The organism is Lysinibacillus sp. FSL W7-1291, from assembly GCF_038593415.1.
GTDB classification, from domain to species: domain Bacteria; phylum Bacillota; class Bacilli; order Bacillales_A; family Planococcaceae; genus Lysinibacillus; species Lysinibacillus fusiformis_D.
Genome location: NZ_CP151994.1, coordinates 2974397 through 2990828, shown reverse-complemented (window position 1 = coordinate 2990828; position 16432 = coordinate 2974397). Strand labels below are relative to the sequence as shown.

The 16432-nt window shown below is 38.0% G+C and carries 17 protein-coding genes; 14 read left to right on the top strand and 3 right to left on the bottom strand.

Annotated elements, in window-relative coordinates:
• Positions 1-29: 29 nt before the first annotated feature.
• The 3 genes from rpoD (at position 30) to cccA (ending at position 2652) form a co-directional block, all read left to right on the top strand.
• On the top strand, positions 30-1157 hold the full coding sequence (rpoD, locus tag NST76_RS14505; protein ID WP_004227165.1) for an RNA polymerase sigma factor RpoD: 1128 nt from the start codon (positions 30-32) through the stop codon (positions 1155-1157).
• A 228-nt stretch (positions 1158-1385) separates the two neighbouring features.
• Entirely contained in the window at positions 1386-1952 is a 567-nt protein-coding gene (locus NST76_RS14500) for a hypothetical protein (RefSeq protein WP_036120498.1), read from the top strand.
• A 340-nt stretch (positions 1953-2292) separates the two neighbouring features.
• Complete coding sequence (gene cccA / locus NST76_RS14495; protein ID WP_036120495.1) at positions 2293-2652, top strand: cytochrome c550; 360 nt, start codon at positions 2293-2295, stop codon at positions 2650-2652.
• Between the two features lie 166 nt (positions 2653-2818).
• On the opposite strand, the gene NST76_RS14490 is transcribed toward cccA, so the two are convergent.
• Positions 2819-4168, bottom strand: a complete 1350-nt coding sequence (locus NST76_RS14490) for an IS1182-like element ISBsp5 family transposase (protein WP_342544076.1) — start codon at positions 4166-4168, stop codon at positions 2819-2821.
• Positions 4169-4582: 414 nt separating this feature from the next.
• Between NST76_RS14490 and NST76_RS14485 the strand changes: the two genes are divergently transcribed.
• From NST76_RS14485 to NST76_RS14440, 10 genes are all read left to right on the top strand, one after another.
• A complete protein-coding gene (locus NST76_RS14485; protein WP_058844762.1) occupies positions 4583-5275 on the top strand; it encodes a tRNA (adenine(22)-N(1))-methyltransferase TrmK in 693 nt (230 codons plus the stop codon).
• 1 nt (position 5276) lies between these two features.
• Positions 5277-6398: a Nif3-like dinuclear metal center hexameric protein gene (locus NST76_RS14480; protein WP_342544074.1), complete on the top strand. Its 1122-nt coding sequence runs from the start codon at positions 5277-5279 to the stop codon at positions 6396-6398.
• 15 nt (positions 6399-6413) lie between these two features.
• The gene (locus NST76_RS14475) at positions 6414-6638 is read left to right on the top strand and encodes a hypothetical protein (protein WP_249646117.1); all 225 of its coding nucleotides are present in this window, start codon (positions 6414-6416) and stop codon (positions 6636-6638) included.
• A gap of 608 nt (positions 6639-7246) precedes the next feature.
• Positions 7247-7495, top strand: a complete 249-nt coding sequence (locus NST76_RS14470) for a DUF2164 domain-containing protein (RefSeq protein ID WP_036125412.1) — start codon at positions 7247-7249, stop codon at positions 7493-7495.
• A 187-nt stretch (positions 7496-7682) separates the two neighbouring features.
• The gene (locus NST76_RS14465; RefSeq protein ID WP_036125410.1) at positions 7683-8222 is read left to right on the top strand and encodes an NADPH-dependent FMN reductase; all 540 of its coding nucleotides are present in this window, start codon (positions 7683-7685) and stop codon (positions 8220-8222) included.
• 224 nt (positions 8223-8446) lie between these two features.
• On the top strand, positions 8447-8992 hold the full coding sequence (locus NST76_RS14460) for an XRE family transcriptional regulator (protein ID WP_036125407.1): 546 nt from the start codon (positions 8447-8449) through the stop codon (positions 8990-8992).
• A gap of 24 nt (positions 8993-9016) precedes the next feature.
• On the top strand, positions 9017-11059 hold the full coding sequence (locus NST76_RS14455; RefSeq protein WP_036125405.1) for a hydantoinase/oxoprolinase family protein: 2043 nt from the start codon (positions 9017-9019) through the stop codon (positions 11057-11059).
• Entirely contained in the window at positions 11059-12813 is a 1755-nt protein-coding gene (locus tag NST76_RS14450; protein WP_058844113.1) for a hydantoinase B/oxoprolinase family protein, read from the top strand. The genes NST76_RS14455 and NST76_RS14450 overlap by 1 nt, the downstream gene beginning before the upstream one ends.
• A gap of 2 nt (positions 12814-12815) precedes the next feature.
• Entirely contained in the window at positions 12816-13133 is a 318-nt protein-coding gene (locus tag NST76_RS14445; protein ID WP_036125397.1) for a cupin domain-containing protein, read from the top strand.
• 58 nt (positions 13134-13191) lie between these two features.
• Positions 13192-14517 carry a cytosine permease gene (locus NST76_RS14440; protein WP_058844114.1) on the top strand — a complete coding sequence of 442 codons (1326 nt, stop codon included), beginning with the start codon at positions 13192-13194 and terminating at the stop codon, positions 14515-14517.
• Between the two features lie 184 nt (positions 14518-14701).
• On the opposite strand, the gene NST76_RS14435 is transcribed toward NST76_RS14440, so the two are convergent.
• Positions 14702-14881: a hypothetical protein gene (locus NST76_RS14435; RefSeq protein WP_036120467.1), complete on the bottom strand. Its 180-nt coding sequence runs from the start codon at positions 14879-14881 to the stop codon at positions 14702-14704.
• Positions 14882-15113: 232 nt separating this feature from the next.
• Between NST76_RS14435 and NST76_RS14430 the strand changes: the two genes are divergently transcribed.
• Complete coding sequence (locus NST76_RS14430; protein ID WP_058844115.1) at positions 15114-15740, top strand: hypothetical protein; 627 nt, start codon at positions 15114-15116, stop codon at positions 15738-15740.
• Between the two features lie 56 nt (positions 15741-15796).
• On the opposite strand, the gene NST76_RS14425 is transcribed toward NST76_RS14430, so the two are convergent.
• A complete protein-coding gene (locus NST76_RS14425; RefSeq protein WP_036120461.1) occupies positions 15797-16333 on the bottom strand; it encodes a hypothetical protein in 537 nt (178 codons plus the stop codon).
• Positions 16334-16432: the final 99 nt, after the last annotated feature.

The following is a 16432-nucleotide window of genomic DNA, read 5'->3' as shown; positions in this document are numbered from 1 at the left end:
GATTCGGTTGTTTAGAAGGAGGAAGGTTTATGGCGGACAAGTCAGAACGTTCAAAAGAGATAGAAGTAGAAATTACATTAGATGATGCAAAAAAATTCCTACAAGAAAAAGCGAAAACAGAAGGTGAAATTTCGATGAAAGAAATTTCAGAGAAACTAACACCTTATGAATTGGAAAATGAAGAAATTTTCCATTTTGCTGAGGATCTTGAAAAGCATAAAGACATTCAAATCATTGGAAAAGAAGAATTTGAAGAAGAAAGTCTAATGAAAGAAGAAGCAAATGAAGAAACTTTCGACTTAAACGATTTGAGTGTACCACCAGGTGTTAAAATAAATGACCCTGTACGTATGTATTTAAAAGAAATTGGCCGAGTAGATTTACTATCTGCTGAGCAGGAAATTGCACTTGCAGAGCGTATTGAGCAAGGAGACGAGGAAGCACGTAAACGTTTAGCAGAGGCGAACTTACGTTTAGTTGTATCGATTGCAAAACGTTATGTTGGTCGTGGTATGCTATTCCTTGATTTAATCCAAGAAGGGAATATGGGTCTGATTAAGGCTGTTGAAAAATTCGATTACCGTAAAGGATTTAAATTCTCTACTTACGCTACATGGTGGATTCGTCAGGCAATTACACGCGCGATTGCTGACCAAGCTCGTACGATTCGTATTCCTGTTCATATGGTCGAAACCATTAATAAATTAATACGTGTACAACGTCAACTTTTACAAGATTTGGGTCGTGAGCCTTCTCCAGAAGAAATTGGAGAGGAAATGGATTTAACACCTGAAAAAGTTCGTGAAATTTTAAAAATTGCACAAGAACCAGTATCTCTTGAAACACCAATTGGAGAAGAAGATGATTCACATTTAGGAGACTTTATTGAGGATTCTGAAGCACAATCTCCATCTGACCATGCAGCCTATGAACTGTTAAAAGAGCAATTAGAAGATGTACTAGATACGTTAACAGACCGTGAAGAAAACGTACTTCGTTTACGTTTTGGATTAGATGATGGTCGCACACGTACATTAGAAGAGGTAGGAAAAGTCTTTGGCGTAACTCGTGAGCGTATTCGTCAAATCGAGGCGAAAGCATTAAGAAAATTACGTCATCCTTCTCGCAGTAAACGTTTAAAAGATTTCTTAGAATAAATTTAAATAGATGGAGCTATCCGACTAGTGTGAATTAGTTGGGATAGCTCCTTTTTTATATACTGAAAAGGTAATAAGCCCTGCTACTCGATTTTCTTATTTTCGACAATAATAGATAATTAGAATGAAGGAAATGAAAGATTTGCGACTTTATACAGATGTGTTTTCCAAAATTGTGAGATAAAATTGTAATACAACCATTATTAAGCAATGTTTGGAGCTATCATTATGACAAATCCTCGAAAGAAAATAATCCTTAATGAAATTTTATTTTGGAAGCAAAATAAACTTTTACCAGAGCACTATTGTGACTTTTTAGCAGCTCTTTATACAGAAGGGGCTGATATAGAGGAGTTAGAGCCAGTGCAACATCCTAAACAAGCGATTTTGCCATCAGAAAAAAGAAAAATGGTCCTATTAGTAGTGGGTCTATGTATCGCCATCATGGCTGTTTTGACACTCTATTTTACAATGCAATCTTTGACTTTGATATTAACTGTGGTTGTGGGATTAGGGGCATGCATCTTATTTATTGCTGCATGGCAAATGGCACAAAAAAAACATCTACTGGCGCCTATTTTTCATGTACTGGCAGCCATTCTGCTATTTAGTATGTCTATTCGTATTTGCACTACATATTTTAGTGGAAATAATACGGTTTTGTTTTGTTTGATTGCAGCGAATTGTATAATTTGGCTTTGGTCGGGTATTAAAATGAAACTGCTATATTTCACAGTCTCAGGTGTTTTAGGGTTAGTAGCACTGATTGGATATTATATCATAAATCTATCTTGATACAGCAAATATTATATTGAAATTATTATTACATGAGAATCTGTATGTTGATACAAGACATACAGATTTTTTAATTTTTTGGTATATGTACGTGTGCAAAGGGTATGATAACAACAGAATCGTAATGAAAACAATGGTATGGAAAAGGATAAATATGACCAAATTTTGGGGTTGGCAAGACATATTTTATCCAATAGATACAGAAATGTCGAATTTGTTACAAACAAAGGAAAACTTAGCGAATAGGGCTTTTCGTTTCTTTGTTAATGAAGTACAATATTAGATGTTGACTGATTCTATATTATAATAGAAGTAGACTTAAAATGAGGAGGGGAAACTTATGAAAAACAATCCAGTCGTTCCTTACATCTTAATTCTGGCATTTGGTATTGGTCTTATTTTCTTCATGTCTTTACAAGGTGCAGATAACAAGAAAGAAATTGCTGCTGAACATGAGGGCGGTGGCGAAACTACTGAAACTACAGATGCAAACGATGATGGTGCAGCACTAGTACAATCTTGTATCGGTTGTCACGGTAATGATTTAAGTGGTAGTATGGGTCCAAACCTACATGGCTTAGATGAAGCCCATATCGTTGAAGTTTTAACAAAGGGTATCGAAGGTACTCCAATGCAACCGAACATGAAAACTGAAGAGGAAGCAAAAGCAATCGCTGAATACATTTCTACTTTAGAATAGTATGACTGACAAGTAGCTGTACTGACATAGTACAGCTCAGACTGTAGACAAAAGCCCATCGAGAAGTTCACTCTCGATGGTTTTTGTCATTTTTCTTCCTATTTTATTTTTAACATTTGGTAATATACTACCAAATTCAACATACTCTTCGAGCTTAGTTGCTCTCTTAAGCTACTTGCCACGTCCAAGTAGCCAGTTTCTTTAAATTCATGGCAGCAAAAGTATGCATCGCCTGCATGGACAATTTTTTTAGACCTCTTAAGGTTGTCCATCGCATACCATGCTTTTCTTTTGCATCGGCAAAGACACGCTCAATCGTTTCTTTGCGCTTTGCATAAATTTGTTTGATGTCATAGGCATGGCGTAAATGTTCAGCTTCCTCCACATACGACTCCCAAATATGGCGTTGAATGAGTTTTTGATGATGCTTACTTTCTGTACATTGGGAAAGGCTTGGACACTTCGCACAAATCAAAGGATTCGATTTATATTGGCGATATCCTTCCTTCGTCGTTGTCGCATACTTCAATATCTGCCCTTGTGGGCAAAGATAACAATTATAGTGCTCGTCATATGTATACTCGTGCTTTCGGAAGAATCCATCTTTCGTTTTAGGACGTGTATACGGAAGAACAGGCAACATTTGATTCTCTAACAAAAAGTTCGTAATCGCTGGTGTTTTATAGGCTGCATCTGCCGCAACAGCGATTGGTTTTTGAACATTTTGAATGACCCTTTCAACAAGTGGCTGTAATACATGGCTATCGTGCACATTTCCCGGAGTCACAATGGCACCTAAGACAAAGCCCTTTTCATCTGTGGCTGCATGAAAGGAATATGCAAACTGCTTCGTACGTTCATCCTTCACGTAATAGCCACTTTCAGGATCTGTCGTGCTTTCCTTTATTTCTTTCCATTCTTCCTTTTCAAACTTCTCCGGGGGAAAGGGCTTTTTTCCGTGTTCTTCACGATCCATATTTAACTCTAATTGAAGCTTCTCTTCATAAGCTCGTGTTTCTTTTCGCACGACCTTTTTATCATACTTCCGTTTATTCGCACTCGCTTTCACATGCGTGGAATCAATAAATAGATGGTCTGCATGGAGGAGTCTCTGATGCATAATCTCTTTTAATATACGATAGAAAATCTGTTCAAATATATCGGTGTCATGAAAGCGACGGACATAATTTTTACCGAAGGTAGAGAAATGCGGGACTTCTGTATGGAAGCCAAATCCTAAAAACCAACGATACGCCATATTCGTTTCAATTTCTTTGATCGTTTGACGCATGGAGCGAATGCCAAAAACATATTGAATAAACGTCATTTTAAAGAGAACAACAGGATCAATACTTGGACGCCCATTAGGTGAATAGAGATGTTCTACTAAAGGATAGATAAATGAAAAATCAATAGCAGCCTCCAGTTTTCTCACTAAATGATCGTTGGGAACTAATTGATCAATCGTTAACATTTCTAATTGTTCACGTTCATTGGTTTGATTCTTCGTCATCATGGTTGATCACCTCAAAAGTTTACTTTTTATCAATAGATGAATAAGGAATTCTTTATGTAGAAGTTGATTGGAACGAAGGGCGGCGACTCCTGCGGGAAAAGCGGGAAAGTCGAGATCCTGGACTGAGCGAAGCGAGGGAAGCAGCTCGACCCCGCCCACGGAAAGCGTCCGCCCGTAGTGGAAATCAACGGCTTTACTTTATTTCATTGTAAAAGAAAAAAGACTGTAGGCAAACTCAAAATTCATCGAGTTTGTCTACAGTCTGAGCTGTACTGACATAGTACAGCTACTTTTATCTTCAGCTACATAATAAAAATGGGGTTGTCCACAAAAAATGTGGGGCAACTCCATTTGTTTTTTTTCACGACATCATCCATACTATTAATGGACTCTATTGAAGATAGGCGGTATAAAATGAACGCACAAAAACTTTCAAAACGATTAGAAACAGTAGCAAAATTTGTTCCCACAGGAGCTATTATGGCAGATATCGGTAGTGACCATGCCTATCTACCATGCTATTTGATTCATCAGGGAACTGCTTCTCGTGCCATCGCAGGAGAGGTTGTAAAAGGACCCTATGAATCAGCTGTAGGACAAGTACAAAAGGAAGGCTTAACGGAGAAGATTACCGTACGTCTTGCAGATGGATTAGCAGCGATTGAAATGACTGACCATGTGGACACAGTCACAATTGCTGGGATGGGTGGACCTTTGATTGTTTCCATCCTAGATAAGTATCCTGAAAAGCTTCAAGGTGTCACACGTCTTATTTTACAGCCCAATATTCATGCTAAGGTCATTCGTGAGTGGGCGTTAGCACATCAGTGGGCGATTCTGGATGAAGAGATCTTAGAGGAAGATGATAAAATCTATGAAATCCTTGTATTGCAAAGAGGACAAATGAAGCTATCTACAGCAGAGATTTTATTTGGTCCTAAACTAAGCCAGCGCAAATCACCAGCATTTATGAAAAAATGGTTACGCGAAAAAGACAACTGGCAACGAGTGCTACAATCCATTGAAGAGGCAGAACAAACACCTGAAATTGAAGAAAAGCGTGCAGAGTTAATGGCTCTGATACATTTAGTGGAAGGAGTTTTGTAAGATGAAAACCGTGAATGGTCAAGAAATCATTCAAGTGTTCGAAGCATGGTCGCCCAAGAAACTTGCTTGCATGGACAATGATCCAATTGGGTTAGCTATAGGGACACTCAATAAACCTGTCCATAGAGTATTGGTGACGTTAGATGTTAATGATGCTGTTGCAAACGAGGCAATAGAAAAGGGCTGTGAGCTGATTATCGCGCACCATCCACCAATCTTTAGACGTCTGTCGAATATCCGCACAGATCAACCAGCGGGACGCCTATATGAAAAGCTGATTAAACACGATATCGCTGTTTATGCGGCCCATACTAATTTAGATGTAGCTGAAGGTGGGGTCAATGATCTACTAGCAGATGCCCTACAGCTAAAAAATTGTTCCATATTAGAAGAAACGTATGCCGAAAATCTGTTCAAGCTAGCTGTCTTTATACCTACTGCCAATGCAGAAGTATTACGTGAGGCTCTAGCAAAGGCTGGGGCAGGTCGTATTGGTGACTATGAAGCATGCAGTTATACGACGACTGGAGAAGGACGATTCCGTGCATTAGCAGGAGCAAATCCATTCGTTGGCACTATTGATGAATTACATGTCGAGGAAGAGGTAAAGGTCGAGGTCGTATTTCCTGAATCCATCAAAAACCGCGTGTTAAAGGCGATGCTTACTAGTCATCCTTATGAGGAACCCGCTTATGATGTGATACGTCTTGAGCAGCAAACTAATGTTATGGGGTTGGGGCGAGTAGGATACTTGCCACAAGAAATGACGCTACAACAATTTGCAGAATTTGTAAAGCAGCAGTTAGAAGTTCCAGCAGTTCGTGTGGTTGGTGATTTACAATCGAAGATTAACAGAGTGGCGCTTGTTGGTGGAGACGGCAATAAATATATTTATGCGGCAAAACGCGCTGGAGCAGATGTTTTCTTAACGGGTGATATGTACTTCCATACAGCACAGGACGCACAAGCCATTGATTTGCAAATTGTAGATCCGGGTCATCATGTAGAAAAGGTGATGATTGCAGGGGTAGCCAAAAAAATGGCTGAACTATGTGAGAATAAAAAATACCATGTTGAATTTGTACAATCAACCATCAATACAGAACCATTTTTATTTGTATAAGCGAGGGGAACAAATGTGGCGAATGATAGACCTGGAGGCAATAAGACGGGTAAGTTATGGATTATAATTGGTTTATTCATTGCTGTTTTTGGCATTGGTATGACGGTGATGACAAATACGATCAATGACAAGAAAATAGATGCGATGGCACAGCAATGTGAAAATGATGGTGGACAAGCGATTGTATCAAAGGAAAAAAACTTTTTATCCACTAGCTATTCATTTGAATGTAAACAATAAGATGGTGGCTGAATGCTAGTGGAACTAGTATTCAGCCTATGTTGTTGAAAAAAGGTAATGTCAACGGCAGAATAAGCAATTTTGAAAGGCGAGGGGTTGATTTCCATTCCGCCAGCGTCCTTTCCAGGGGGCGTCCGATGAGCCGCTTCACTCACTGCGTTCGCTCCAGGGTCTCCTCTGTGACGCTAAATCCCCTAGGAGTGACGCTGGCTCCACTCCAATCAACCATTCTGCAAAAGATAGCTTCTTATTTTCAATGTGGAGAAGTGATGTGTGACAACACCCCTCCATAAAAGAGTAGTGAATACCTTCACTTGAACCTTTGCTAAATTTATGGAGTGGAGTGGAAGGCTACTTGGCTCCTGTGGGATAGCGAGACAGGCGAGCCTCTAAACGGAGCGGCTCGGCGCTCGCCCACAGGAAAGCAAGTAGCCTGCAACGGAAATCCTTTTTCACCTTTCACATAAATTCTATGGATGGTTTTGTTTGTCAACACTATGGGCTGAATGCTAGTAGAATTAGTATTCAGCCTTTTTTAATAGGCAAAGAATCTATAGGTAGTGATAAGATGGAGGAGAAATCAAAGAATAGGAATGGGGAGATTTGACTTGTTTATTCGATTATCAAAAGATCAGCAAGAAATGATACTGGCTGATATTCAACGGTTTTTCTATAATCAGCGTGATGAGGATATTAGTGAATTTGAAGCAGAGCGTGTATTCGATTTTATCAAGGAACATATTGCTCCTCATATTTATAATGCCGCTCTATCCGATGCCAAATATGTAGTGGAAAGACAATATGCCTCTATTGAGGAGGAATTGGAGGCATTGGAGCAACCTATTAAAATGAAATAATCGCCCCTCTAGTTTAAATAATTGACAGAAAATAAAAAATTATGTTAATTTAATTCTGATTATTCTAGGCTGACAAATTAGTGATGAATAAAGGGGTATGTTCCTGACCAAAATGGTTACGAGTGGCGATCGCGTACAATGAACGATGATGGAGTCACAAGAACGGATGAAAAAGAGGAGGCGTCATATGTTAAAAATCGGCATTATTTTAGGAAGTACGCGAGAGGGTCGTGTAAGCCCACAGGTTGGCACATGGGTAAAGGAAGTGGCAGAAAAACGTCGTGATGCGGAATATGAAATAATTGATATCGCTGATTTTAAATTACCGCTTTTAGGGGAGCCGGGCGGAGATGCTTCAGGAGTAGCGGCCTGGTCAGAAAAAGTCGGAGCATGCGACGGCTTTGTCTTTATTGTTGCTGAGTACAATCACTCCATTACAGGTGCATTAAAAAATGCATTAGATTATTTACGAGTGGAATGGAATAATAAAGCTGCTGGAATCGTTTCTTATGGTTCTGTTGGAGGTGCTCGTGCAGCTGAGCATTTACGAGGTATTCTTGGAGAATTACTAGTTGCCGATGTCCGTGTGCATCCAGCACTATCTTTATTTACTGATTTTGAAAATGGCTCTGTCTTTAAACCAAAAGAGGTGCAAGCAGATTCTGTTCATCAAATGTTAGATCAGCTCGTACCGTGGGCAACCGCTTTAAAAACAATTCGATCATAATTTCATGGCAATATGCACGTTCTATGTGCATATTGTTTTTTTGCTTAAATGTGTTAATAAAATAACTCTTCTCCATTCACTAGTACGGTGAATGGAGTTTTTTATTTTTGTGAAAATACTAAAATTAAAAATATTCTTTCAATTCTGAAAATAATATGATACTATTAAAAAAATTATAGTTATACTTCAAAAAATACAGTGTAATCAAAAAAAGAGGTGGCAATTTGGAAGATATTCATCAAACCATAAAAAAAACAAGGATTGATCAAGGCATGACATTAAAGAATTTAAGTGAAAAAACAAACTTATCGATTAGTTTTCTTTCACAAATAGAAAGGGGGTCATCTTCACTGGCTATTACATCTCTAAAAAAAATAGCTGATGCATTTGGAGTTCCGATCACCTACTTTTTTGAGTCCGATTCAAATAATACGTATGTCGTAAAAGAAACTGATCGCAAACCATTTAAATTAGAAGCATCTTCGATAGAATATACGCGACTTAATGGACATTTTAGTGGAAGAAATCTTGAACCATTGCTTGTGAAGCTGGCCCCGGGTCAAATGGACAAAAATCAAGAATCGAGTCATCCAGGGGAAGAGTTTTATTACGTATTAAAGGGTGCTGTCCTATTTAAGGTTGATGGGCAAGAATATTTTCTTAGAGAAGGTGAAACAATTCATTATCCTTCTGAAGTTCCACATTCATGGGAAAATCCTTTGAATGAAGAAAGTATTGTTTTAAGTGTGTTAACGCCAGTGATTTTCTAAAAAAAGGAAGGTTGGGTGGATGGAATGAGAGTCGCAACAGATATTGGGGGTACATTTACAGATTTAGTGTATGTTGATGAACATGGAAACTTCGGCTATGAAAAAAGTAATACAACTCCTCCAAATTTTGAACAAGGAGTCATTGATGTTATTAAGAAAAGTGGAGTGGATCAACAGCATTTAGAAATGTTTATCCATGGCACAACGGTTATTATCAATGCTTTAACTGAGCGTAAAGGAGCAAAGACGGGTCTAATTACAACTAAGGGGTTTAGGGATGTGTTGGAAATTGCTCGTGGAAATCGACCTGATTTATTTAATGTTAAGTATCAAAAACCACAGCCATTTGTAGAACGATATTTACGCAGAGAAGTAACTGAAAGACTTAATTATAAGGGACAAGTATTAGCAGCTCTGGAAATGAATGAACTAGAAGAAATAGTTGAATATTTCAAGAAGGAACAGGTTGAGGCCATTGCAATCTCTTTTTTACACTCCTATGTTAATAACGAGCATGAAAAAGCAGCTGTAGAAAAAATAAAGGAATTGTGGCCAGAAGTTCAGGTAACCGCTTCCAGTGAAATTACACAAGAGTGGCGTGAATATGAACGCACTAATACAGCGGTTTTAAATGCTTATGTACAACCAACTGCAACAACTTATATTGATCGACTTGAGCAAAAATTACAAGATACTATTGATATAGAGCAAAGTTATATTATGCAGTCAAATGGTGGTACCACTAAATTTGATAATGCGAAGCGTTTACCAATTAATATGGTAGAATCAGGCCCAGTTGCTGGTATTTTAGGTGCAGCGGTACTCGGTGAATTACTAGGAGAAAAAAATATTATTGCTTTCGACATTGGTGGAACAACAGCGAAATGTTCATTGATTGAAAATGGCGAAGTAAAAGTTTCTACAGATTACTATATCGAAAAAGATACTCGACGCGCAGGTTATCCAATTAAAACACCAGTTGTTGATATTGTTGAGATTGGTAACGGTGGTGGTTCCATTGCATGGATTGATGGTGCAGGTTCATTAAAAGTAGGGCCGCAGTCAGCGGGTGCTCGACCAGGCCCAGTTGCGTATGGTCAAGGTGGAACAGAGCCGACCACAACGGATGCAAATTTATTAACTGGTAGATTATCACCGAAGAACTTTGATTACGAGGTGAATTTGAACAATGTGAAAAATGCAATTGAAGAAAAAATTGGGAAACATTTTCATATGTCTGCTGAAGAAGCGGCACTTGGAATTATTCGTATCGCCAATTCCAATATGTTAAATGCTCTAAAGTTGATTTCTATTCGTAAAGGTCATAACCCTCAAGACTTTACCTTGATTGCATTTGGTGGGGGAGGTTCGATGCATGCACCTGCGTTAGCATTGGAATTAGGTGTTAAAAAGGTTATTATTCCAATCGCATCACCGGTGTTTTCCGCATGGGGGATGCTCATGACAGATTTACGTCATGATTATATTCAAACATACATTAAACGAATGAATAATCTTGATTTAACAAAAATGAACTCAATATGGGCAAATATTGAGCGTCAGGCATTCCAACATTTCCAAGAAGAAGGTATGGACAAAGATAATGTATTTTTCCAACGCTATGCAGATATGCGTTATCTAGGCCAGGAGCATACTGTGAAGGTACCTGTAGAGGGCGGTGAATGGAATCAACGAGTGTTAGATAAAGCGATTGCAGATTTTAATTTATTACATGAAAAGAATTTTACATTTAAACTACCAGAAGCAGAGACAGAAATCGTTAATATTCATGTGACGGCCTTTGGGAAGGTTGGTAAACCTAAATTAAAAACGATTGAGCGCCATACTAGCTTACAAGACGCATTAATAGAACAACGCAATGTTTATTTTGAAAATGATGGCTGGGTGAGAACAAATATATATGATCGTGAGCTATTACCTATTGAAATGAAGATAAGTGGTCCTGCTATTGTGGAAGAAAGAGCTGCAGCTACCGTAATCTATCATAAGCAATCACTCTATATAGATGCTTATGGAAATATTGTTATTGAAAAGGAGGAAGCGTAATGACTGCAATCAATCCGCAAATTGATCCATTTACTTTAGAAATTGTGAAGGATGCACTGCTATCTGCTGGAGATGAAATGTTTGTAGCTTTAGCACGAACTTCAATGAGTCCCATTATTTATGAAGTATTAGATTATGCGAGTGGCTTAACAGATTCAGCAGGTAATTTATTAACTCAGGGTAATGGTGTGACAGGTTTTATCGGCATGCTCACTTTTATGGTAAAAGAAACGTTAAAAAAATATCCAGGAGATAAATTAAAAGAAGGAGATATCATTATAATTAATGATCCTTATCAAGGCGGCGGTTCACACCTTTCAGATGTTGGACTCGTAATGCCAATTTTTTATAAAGGTCAATTAATTGCCTTTTCAGCTAATAAAGCTCATTGGACTGAAGTTGGAGGGAAGGATCCGGGTTCATTTACTAACGATTCTGTTGACATATTTCAAGAGGGACTACAGTTTTCATGTATCAAACTTTATGACGAAGGTAAATTGAATGAAGCACTTGTTGAAATAATACGTTCAAATGTGCGATTCCCAGATCTATCTTTAGGAGATATGTTTGCACAAGTTGCAGCTCTTCGAACAGGAGAAAAACGAGTAAGGGAATTGTGTGATAAATACACATTAGCTACCATATTGGCAGCAATTGAATATCATTTAGATCATGGCGAAGCGATGGCCAAGCAGGAGCTTGCTAGATTACCTAAAGGAGAATTTTACGCAGAAGATTTTATTGATACAGATGGGATTGGTAACGGACCATTTCCAATAAAAGTGAAAGTGACAATATCAGATGATGAATTTATTTGTGATTTTAGGGGAAGTTCTCCTCAAGTACCTGGACCAATGAATTGTTCCTATACAGGTTTAGCATCAGCTGTACGTGCAATCTTCTTAGCTATTACAAATCCAGCGCAGGATGTAAATGATGGTGTGTTTAGACCACTAAAAATAATTGTTGATCCTCAATCAATTATGTCTGCGGAAAGACCAGTACCTGTGTCCAATTATTTTGAAACCTTGCTTGGCAGCTTAGATTTAGTATGGAAAGCCTTGGCACCACATATACCGAGTCGATTAACTGCTGGTCAGTTTTTATCCGTTTGTGCTGTAACGTTAAGTGGTACACATCATGATACAGGAGAGCCATTTTTAATTGTTGAACCATCAGTAGGTGGATGGGGTGGCGGAAACGATGCTGATGGAGCCTCTGGTCAATTCTGTTTTTCGGATGGTGAGACATATAATGTGCCAATTGAGGTAGCGGAAACTCGCTATGGTGTGTTAATTGATGAATATTGTTTAAGAGAAGATAGAAATGGAGCAGGGGCTGGAGAATACATTGGTGGCAAAGGAGTAATCAGATCCTATAGAGCCATGACGGACAATCAAGCAGTAACAGTGACCTTTGGTAGGAATAAGTTTTTACCATGGGGGATTGACAATGGACATGAAGGTTCGCCGAATGAATTTTATGTAAAAAAAGCGAATGGCCAGGTAGATGGACCATTCGGGGTCTATCCAAGATATAAACTAGATAAAAATGATGTGGTTCAATTAATGACTGGCACGGGTGGAGGCTATGGCAATCCACTTAAACGTCCAGCGGAACAGGTAGCACATGATGTGAAAAATGGCTATTTTTCAAGAAAAGAAGCAGAAGCTATTTTTCATGTTCTTGTAGATGAGTCAGACTACAGCTTTAAAGAAATGCCAGAAAGAAATCGAGTAGTAAAGGGAGAATAACTATGATTATTAAAGAAGTATCACAGAAAGATATTGTTCAACAGAACCTATTTCAAGACAAATACAACGATAGCCAAATAAAGTTTGGCTTTGTCCAAATAAAACCAGGGGAGCGGTTACCATTAGAAGGGACAACTTCTCATTTAGAAAATGAGTACTCCTTTATTGTAAAAGGTACTTTAACTGGAGAATCCGGTGGAGAAAATTACCGAATTTCACAAGGAGAAGCTTCCTATATTCCTGCTGGAGAACCTCATTGGTGTAAAAATGATAGTGATGAAGTGGTTGAACTTGTCTATGCGCTATTGGATATAAGATAAAGAGAAATAATAGAAAACAAGCTACGAATAAACACAAACAGTAAGGGGGTTAAGTAAAATGAAAAATGAAGTCAACACAGAAAAAACATCTATGCTTGGGAAAGATCCTGCATTAACGCCAATACCAGAGAATGATCGTCAACATTGGATTACACCAACAATGATATTTGGTGGGCTTGAATTTACCATTCCTGTTTTAATGGTAGGAGCAAGTTTATCAGCTAGTTTCGGATTAGGTAAGATTTTTTTAATATTGATCATTGCTTTATTTGTTTTTCAATGGCTTGGTAATGCATTACAAGGATATATCGGTGCAAAAACAGGGCTACCTTCTTCAGTTATTGCCAAAACAAGCTTTGGAACGGTTCAAGCTAAGTTAATAGTTGGATTGACAATATTTATTGTTTCACTTGGCTGGTGGGCATTACAAACGGCTGTTGCTGGAAATGCTATTGCTGCTATGTTTGGGATTGACTATAAACATGACTGGTTAGCTTGGGCAATAGTCACGACAGTGGCAGGTCTTCTTTTTGCTGCACCTTCAATTATTGGCTATGGTTCAATGAAGTGGACAGATTATTTAGCTGTCCCATCGGGTTTATTGTTAATTGTTGGTGGTATTTATTTAGCATTAAAAAATACGGGCTGGCAGACAATTGCATCTTGGAGTCCTGAACCATCGATGACCATAATGGCAGCTATTAGCCTTGTAATTGGTGTCAATGTGTCACAATGGGTAATTGCTTCTGACTACACTCGTTACGCAAAGCCGACTTGGAAAGACAATTTTATTATTCCAAGTGGGATAGTTTTAATTGGATTCCCTCTATTTATTGTAGGAGCCATCATGTCTGTGGGTGTGGGAGATCCTGATATCGTGAATGTTATGATGAATTTAGGTTTTCCAGTTTGGGGTTTCCTCATCTTATGGTTAGCTACTTGGACATCTCAATTGGTTAACAATTACAGTATGGGATTAGCGTTAGCTAATGTTTTAAATGTGACATCAGGTAAGGGACGTGCATTACTCACATTTATTGGTACCATAATTGCCATAATCATTGCGTTAATGGGCATTCTAGATTACTTTACAGACTTCCTGTATTTAACGGCTTTGCTCTATCCAGCAATAGCAGGTGTTATGTTTGCTGACTTCTTTTTAATCCGTAAAAGACAATGGGTTGAAATAAAAGGATGGAATTGGATGGCTACGATTGCTGTCGTTACAGCTGTTATGATTGGGTACTATTTCCAATATGTAAATCCAATGGGTTTACCTGCAGTACTATCTTTATTTGTTTCGATCGTTGTTTATTTAATCGCAATGAAAGTAAAGAAACAAGTGGCCCCTGATCAATTTACAGGAAATAATCTATCGGATTAGGGATTAATCAAAGGATACTGGAGGATCATTTTTGAAGGTAGTTCCATATTAAAATAAAATGCAACTTTACAATGGAAATCGTAACAGGAGTAGAGATTTTTCCTATGAGTTTCAAATTAATAGAACGGCCACTTTCAGTAATACGATCAACATGAAAGTGGCCCTTTGGTTGAGACAGCTACCATTAATGTTTGATTTCTTCAATGACTTTTTCTTTTAAATCATTCTCCATAGAAGATAGTTTTACTGTATTTGTGAGGCGTTCCTTTAATTCTTTATCAGTCATAATGCCACGTTCCTCTAAAATTTGTATAAGTAGATTCAATGTTAGCATATTTTTAATTTCCGCTGCTTTTGTCCCCATATAAAACCCTCCAAAATGATAGAATTACTACCCCTTTAGTGTACTCCTTTTTGAAAAGCGTAACACAGAATGGACAAAAACAAGCAAATTTATTTCGTGTCCCGGAATATGTGGGTAAAAATAAGCAATCCAATGACAAGCTATTCGATGAGATAAATTTGATAGAACAGGACCATGAAAACAGTGAATATTGTTTTGAATGGGGTCATACCTTCGTAACAGGAGGGATTCAATGGTCAAACGGTTTGGGCTTGTTATAGGATTGTTAGTCGTCATCATATCTCTATTGATCCTGTTTGATAAAATAAAAATAGATAATAAATCAGAAACAACAAAAGAGGGACAACCGCTTATTACGAATGAAGAGTTGAGCCTATCTAGATTGAAGGATAAGCTTCTTGAAAAGTATGTTGGCATTGATGTCAAAACGACTGCAGAAAAGGAATTGGTGATCCAGGTTGTAGGCGAAGAAGACTATTTCCAGTCCGTCAAAAAAGATATGGAATCCATTGCAAAAAATGTGATTAAAACCTCCGCATTAAAGGACTATTCGATTGTTTTTGAAAGATGGGAGTTTACTTCATTGCTTGATGACAACAAAATGCTGGGGGCTGATATTAACCTGTTGATGGAAGATTTAATCAAAGGCTTAGAGACTTTTGATGTATACGAATATTTAGTCATTGAAAATCGAACAACCATTACGATTCAAACAACGATAAAGAGTGCCACTCATGAAGATTTACAGTTAGCTATGAGGATGGAACAAGCCATTAAAAAGATTTTACAAACAAATGCATCACCAAATCAGTCCTATGTCATTAACATATTAAATACACAGCGGGAAAAACTAAATTAGCTATCTTAAGTCATGACAAAGGCATCGAGAAATAACGCTCGATGCCTTTGTCATGGCTATGTAGTGAATGCAAAGAGTGCTTGATAAAGGGTTGCTAGGAGTGCAACGAAGTGCATATCGTCTGTTTGGAAAAGCTTAAATAGTATGCCTGTTCGTACTAGTTCGTTTTCAATAGGATTTGCACTGGCAATCTTTTCATCATTGCAATATAAATAAGCTGTAGAGGTAAAATCCTTTTCAAATCGAAAATGTAAATCGTCCATTTTGAATGCATAAGAGGATTCTAATAATTGGACTGTTTTTCGCTGAATCGGTATCGAGCTACCATCAGGCATCCTAATTTGATGGCTGACCCCTTTTGCTAATAGGGTAGATTGTACTTGAAAAAGTGGTGCCCCTGACGTAGTTCGCGTTTCATAACGATATGGTAATGTTTGCTGAGCCGCTACTAGCAGGACGGCATTCAGTATTTTACCAGTAGAGGAACGATCTACTTTTTGAAGCATACATATTGTTTCATTGTGTTCATTCACGATTGGGATATCCGTAAAGCTTTTAAAAGCTTTTGGATAGGTAAGTGTAAATGTTGCCATAAAGAAACCTCCAGTCATTATCTATACGAGTAAGCAGTCGAGGAGGTTTCAAGAAAATTTACTTACTAAAGAACAAGCCGAGCAATGTAACATAATCAC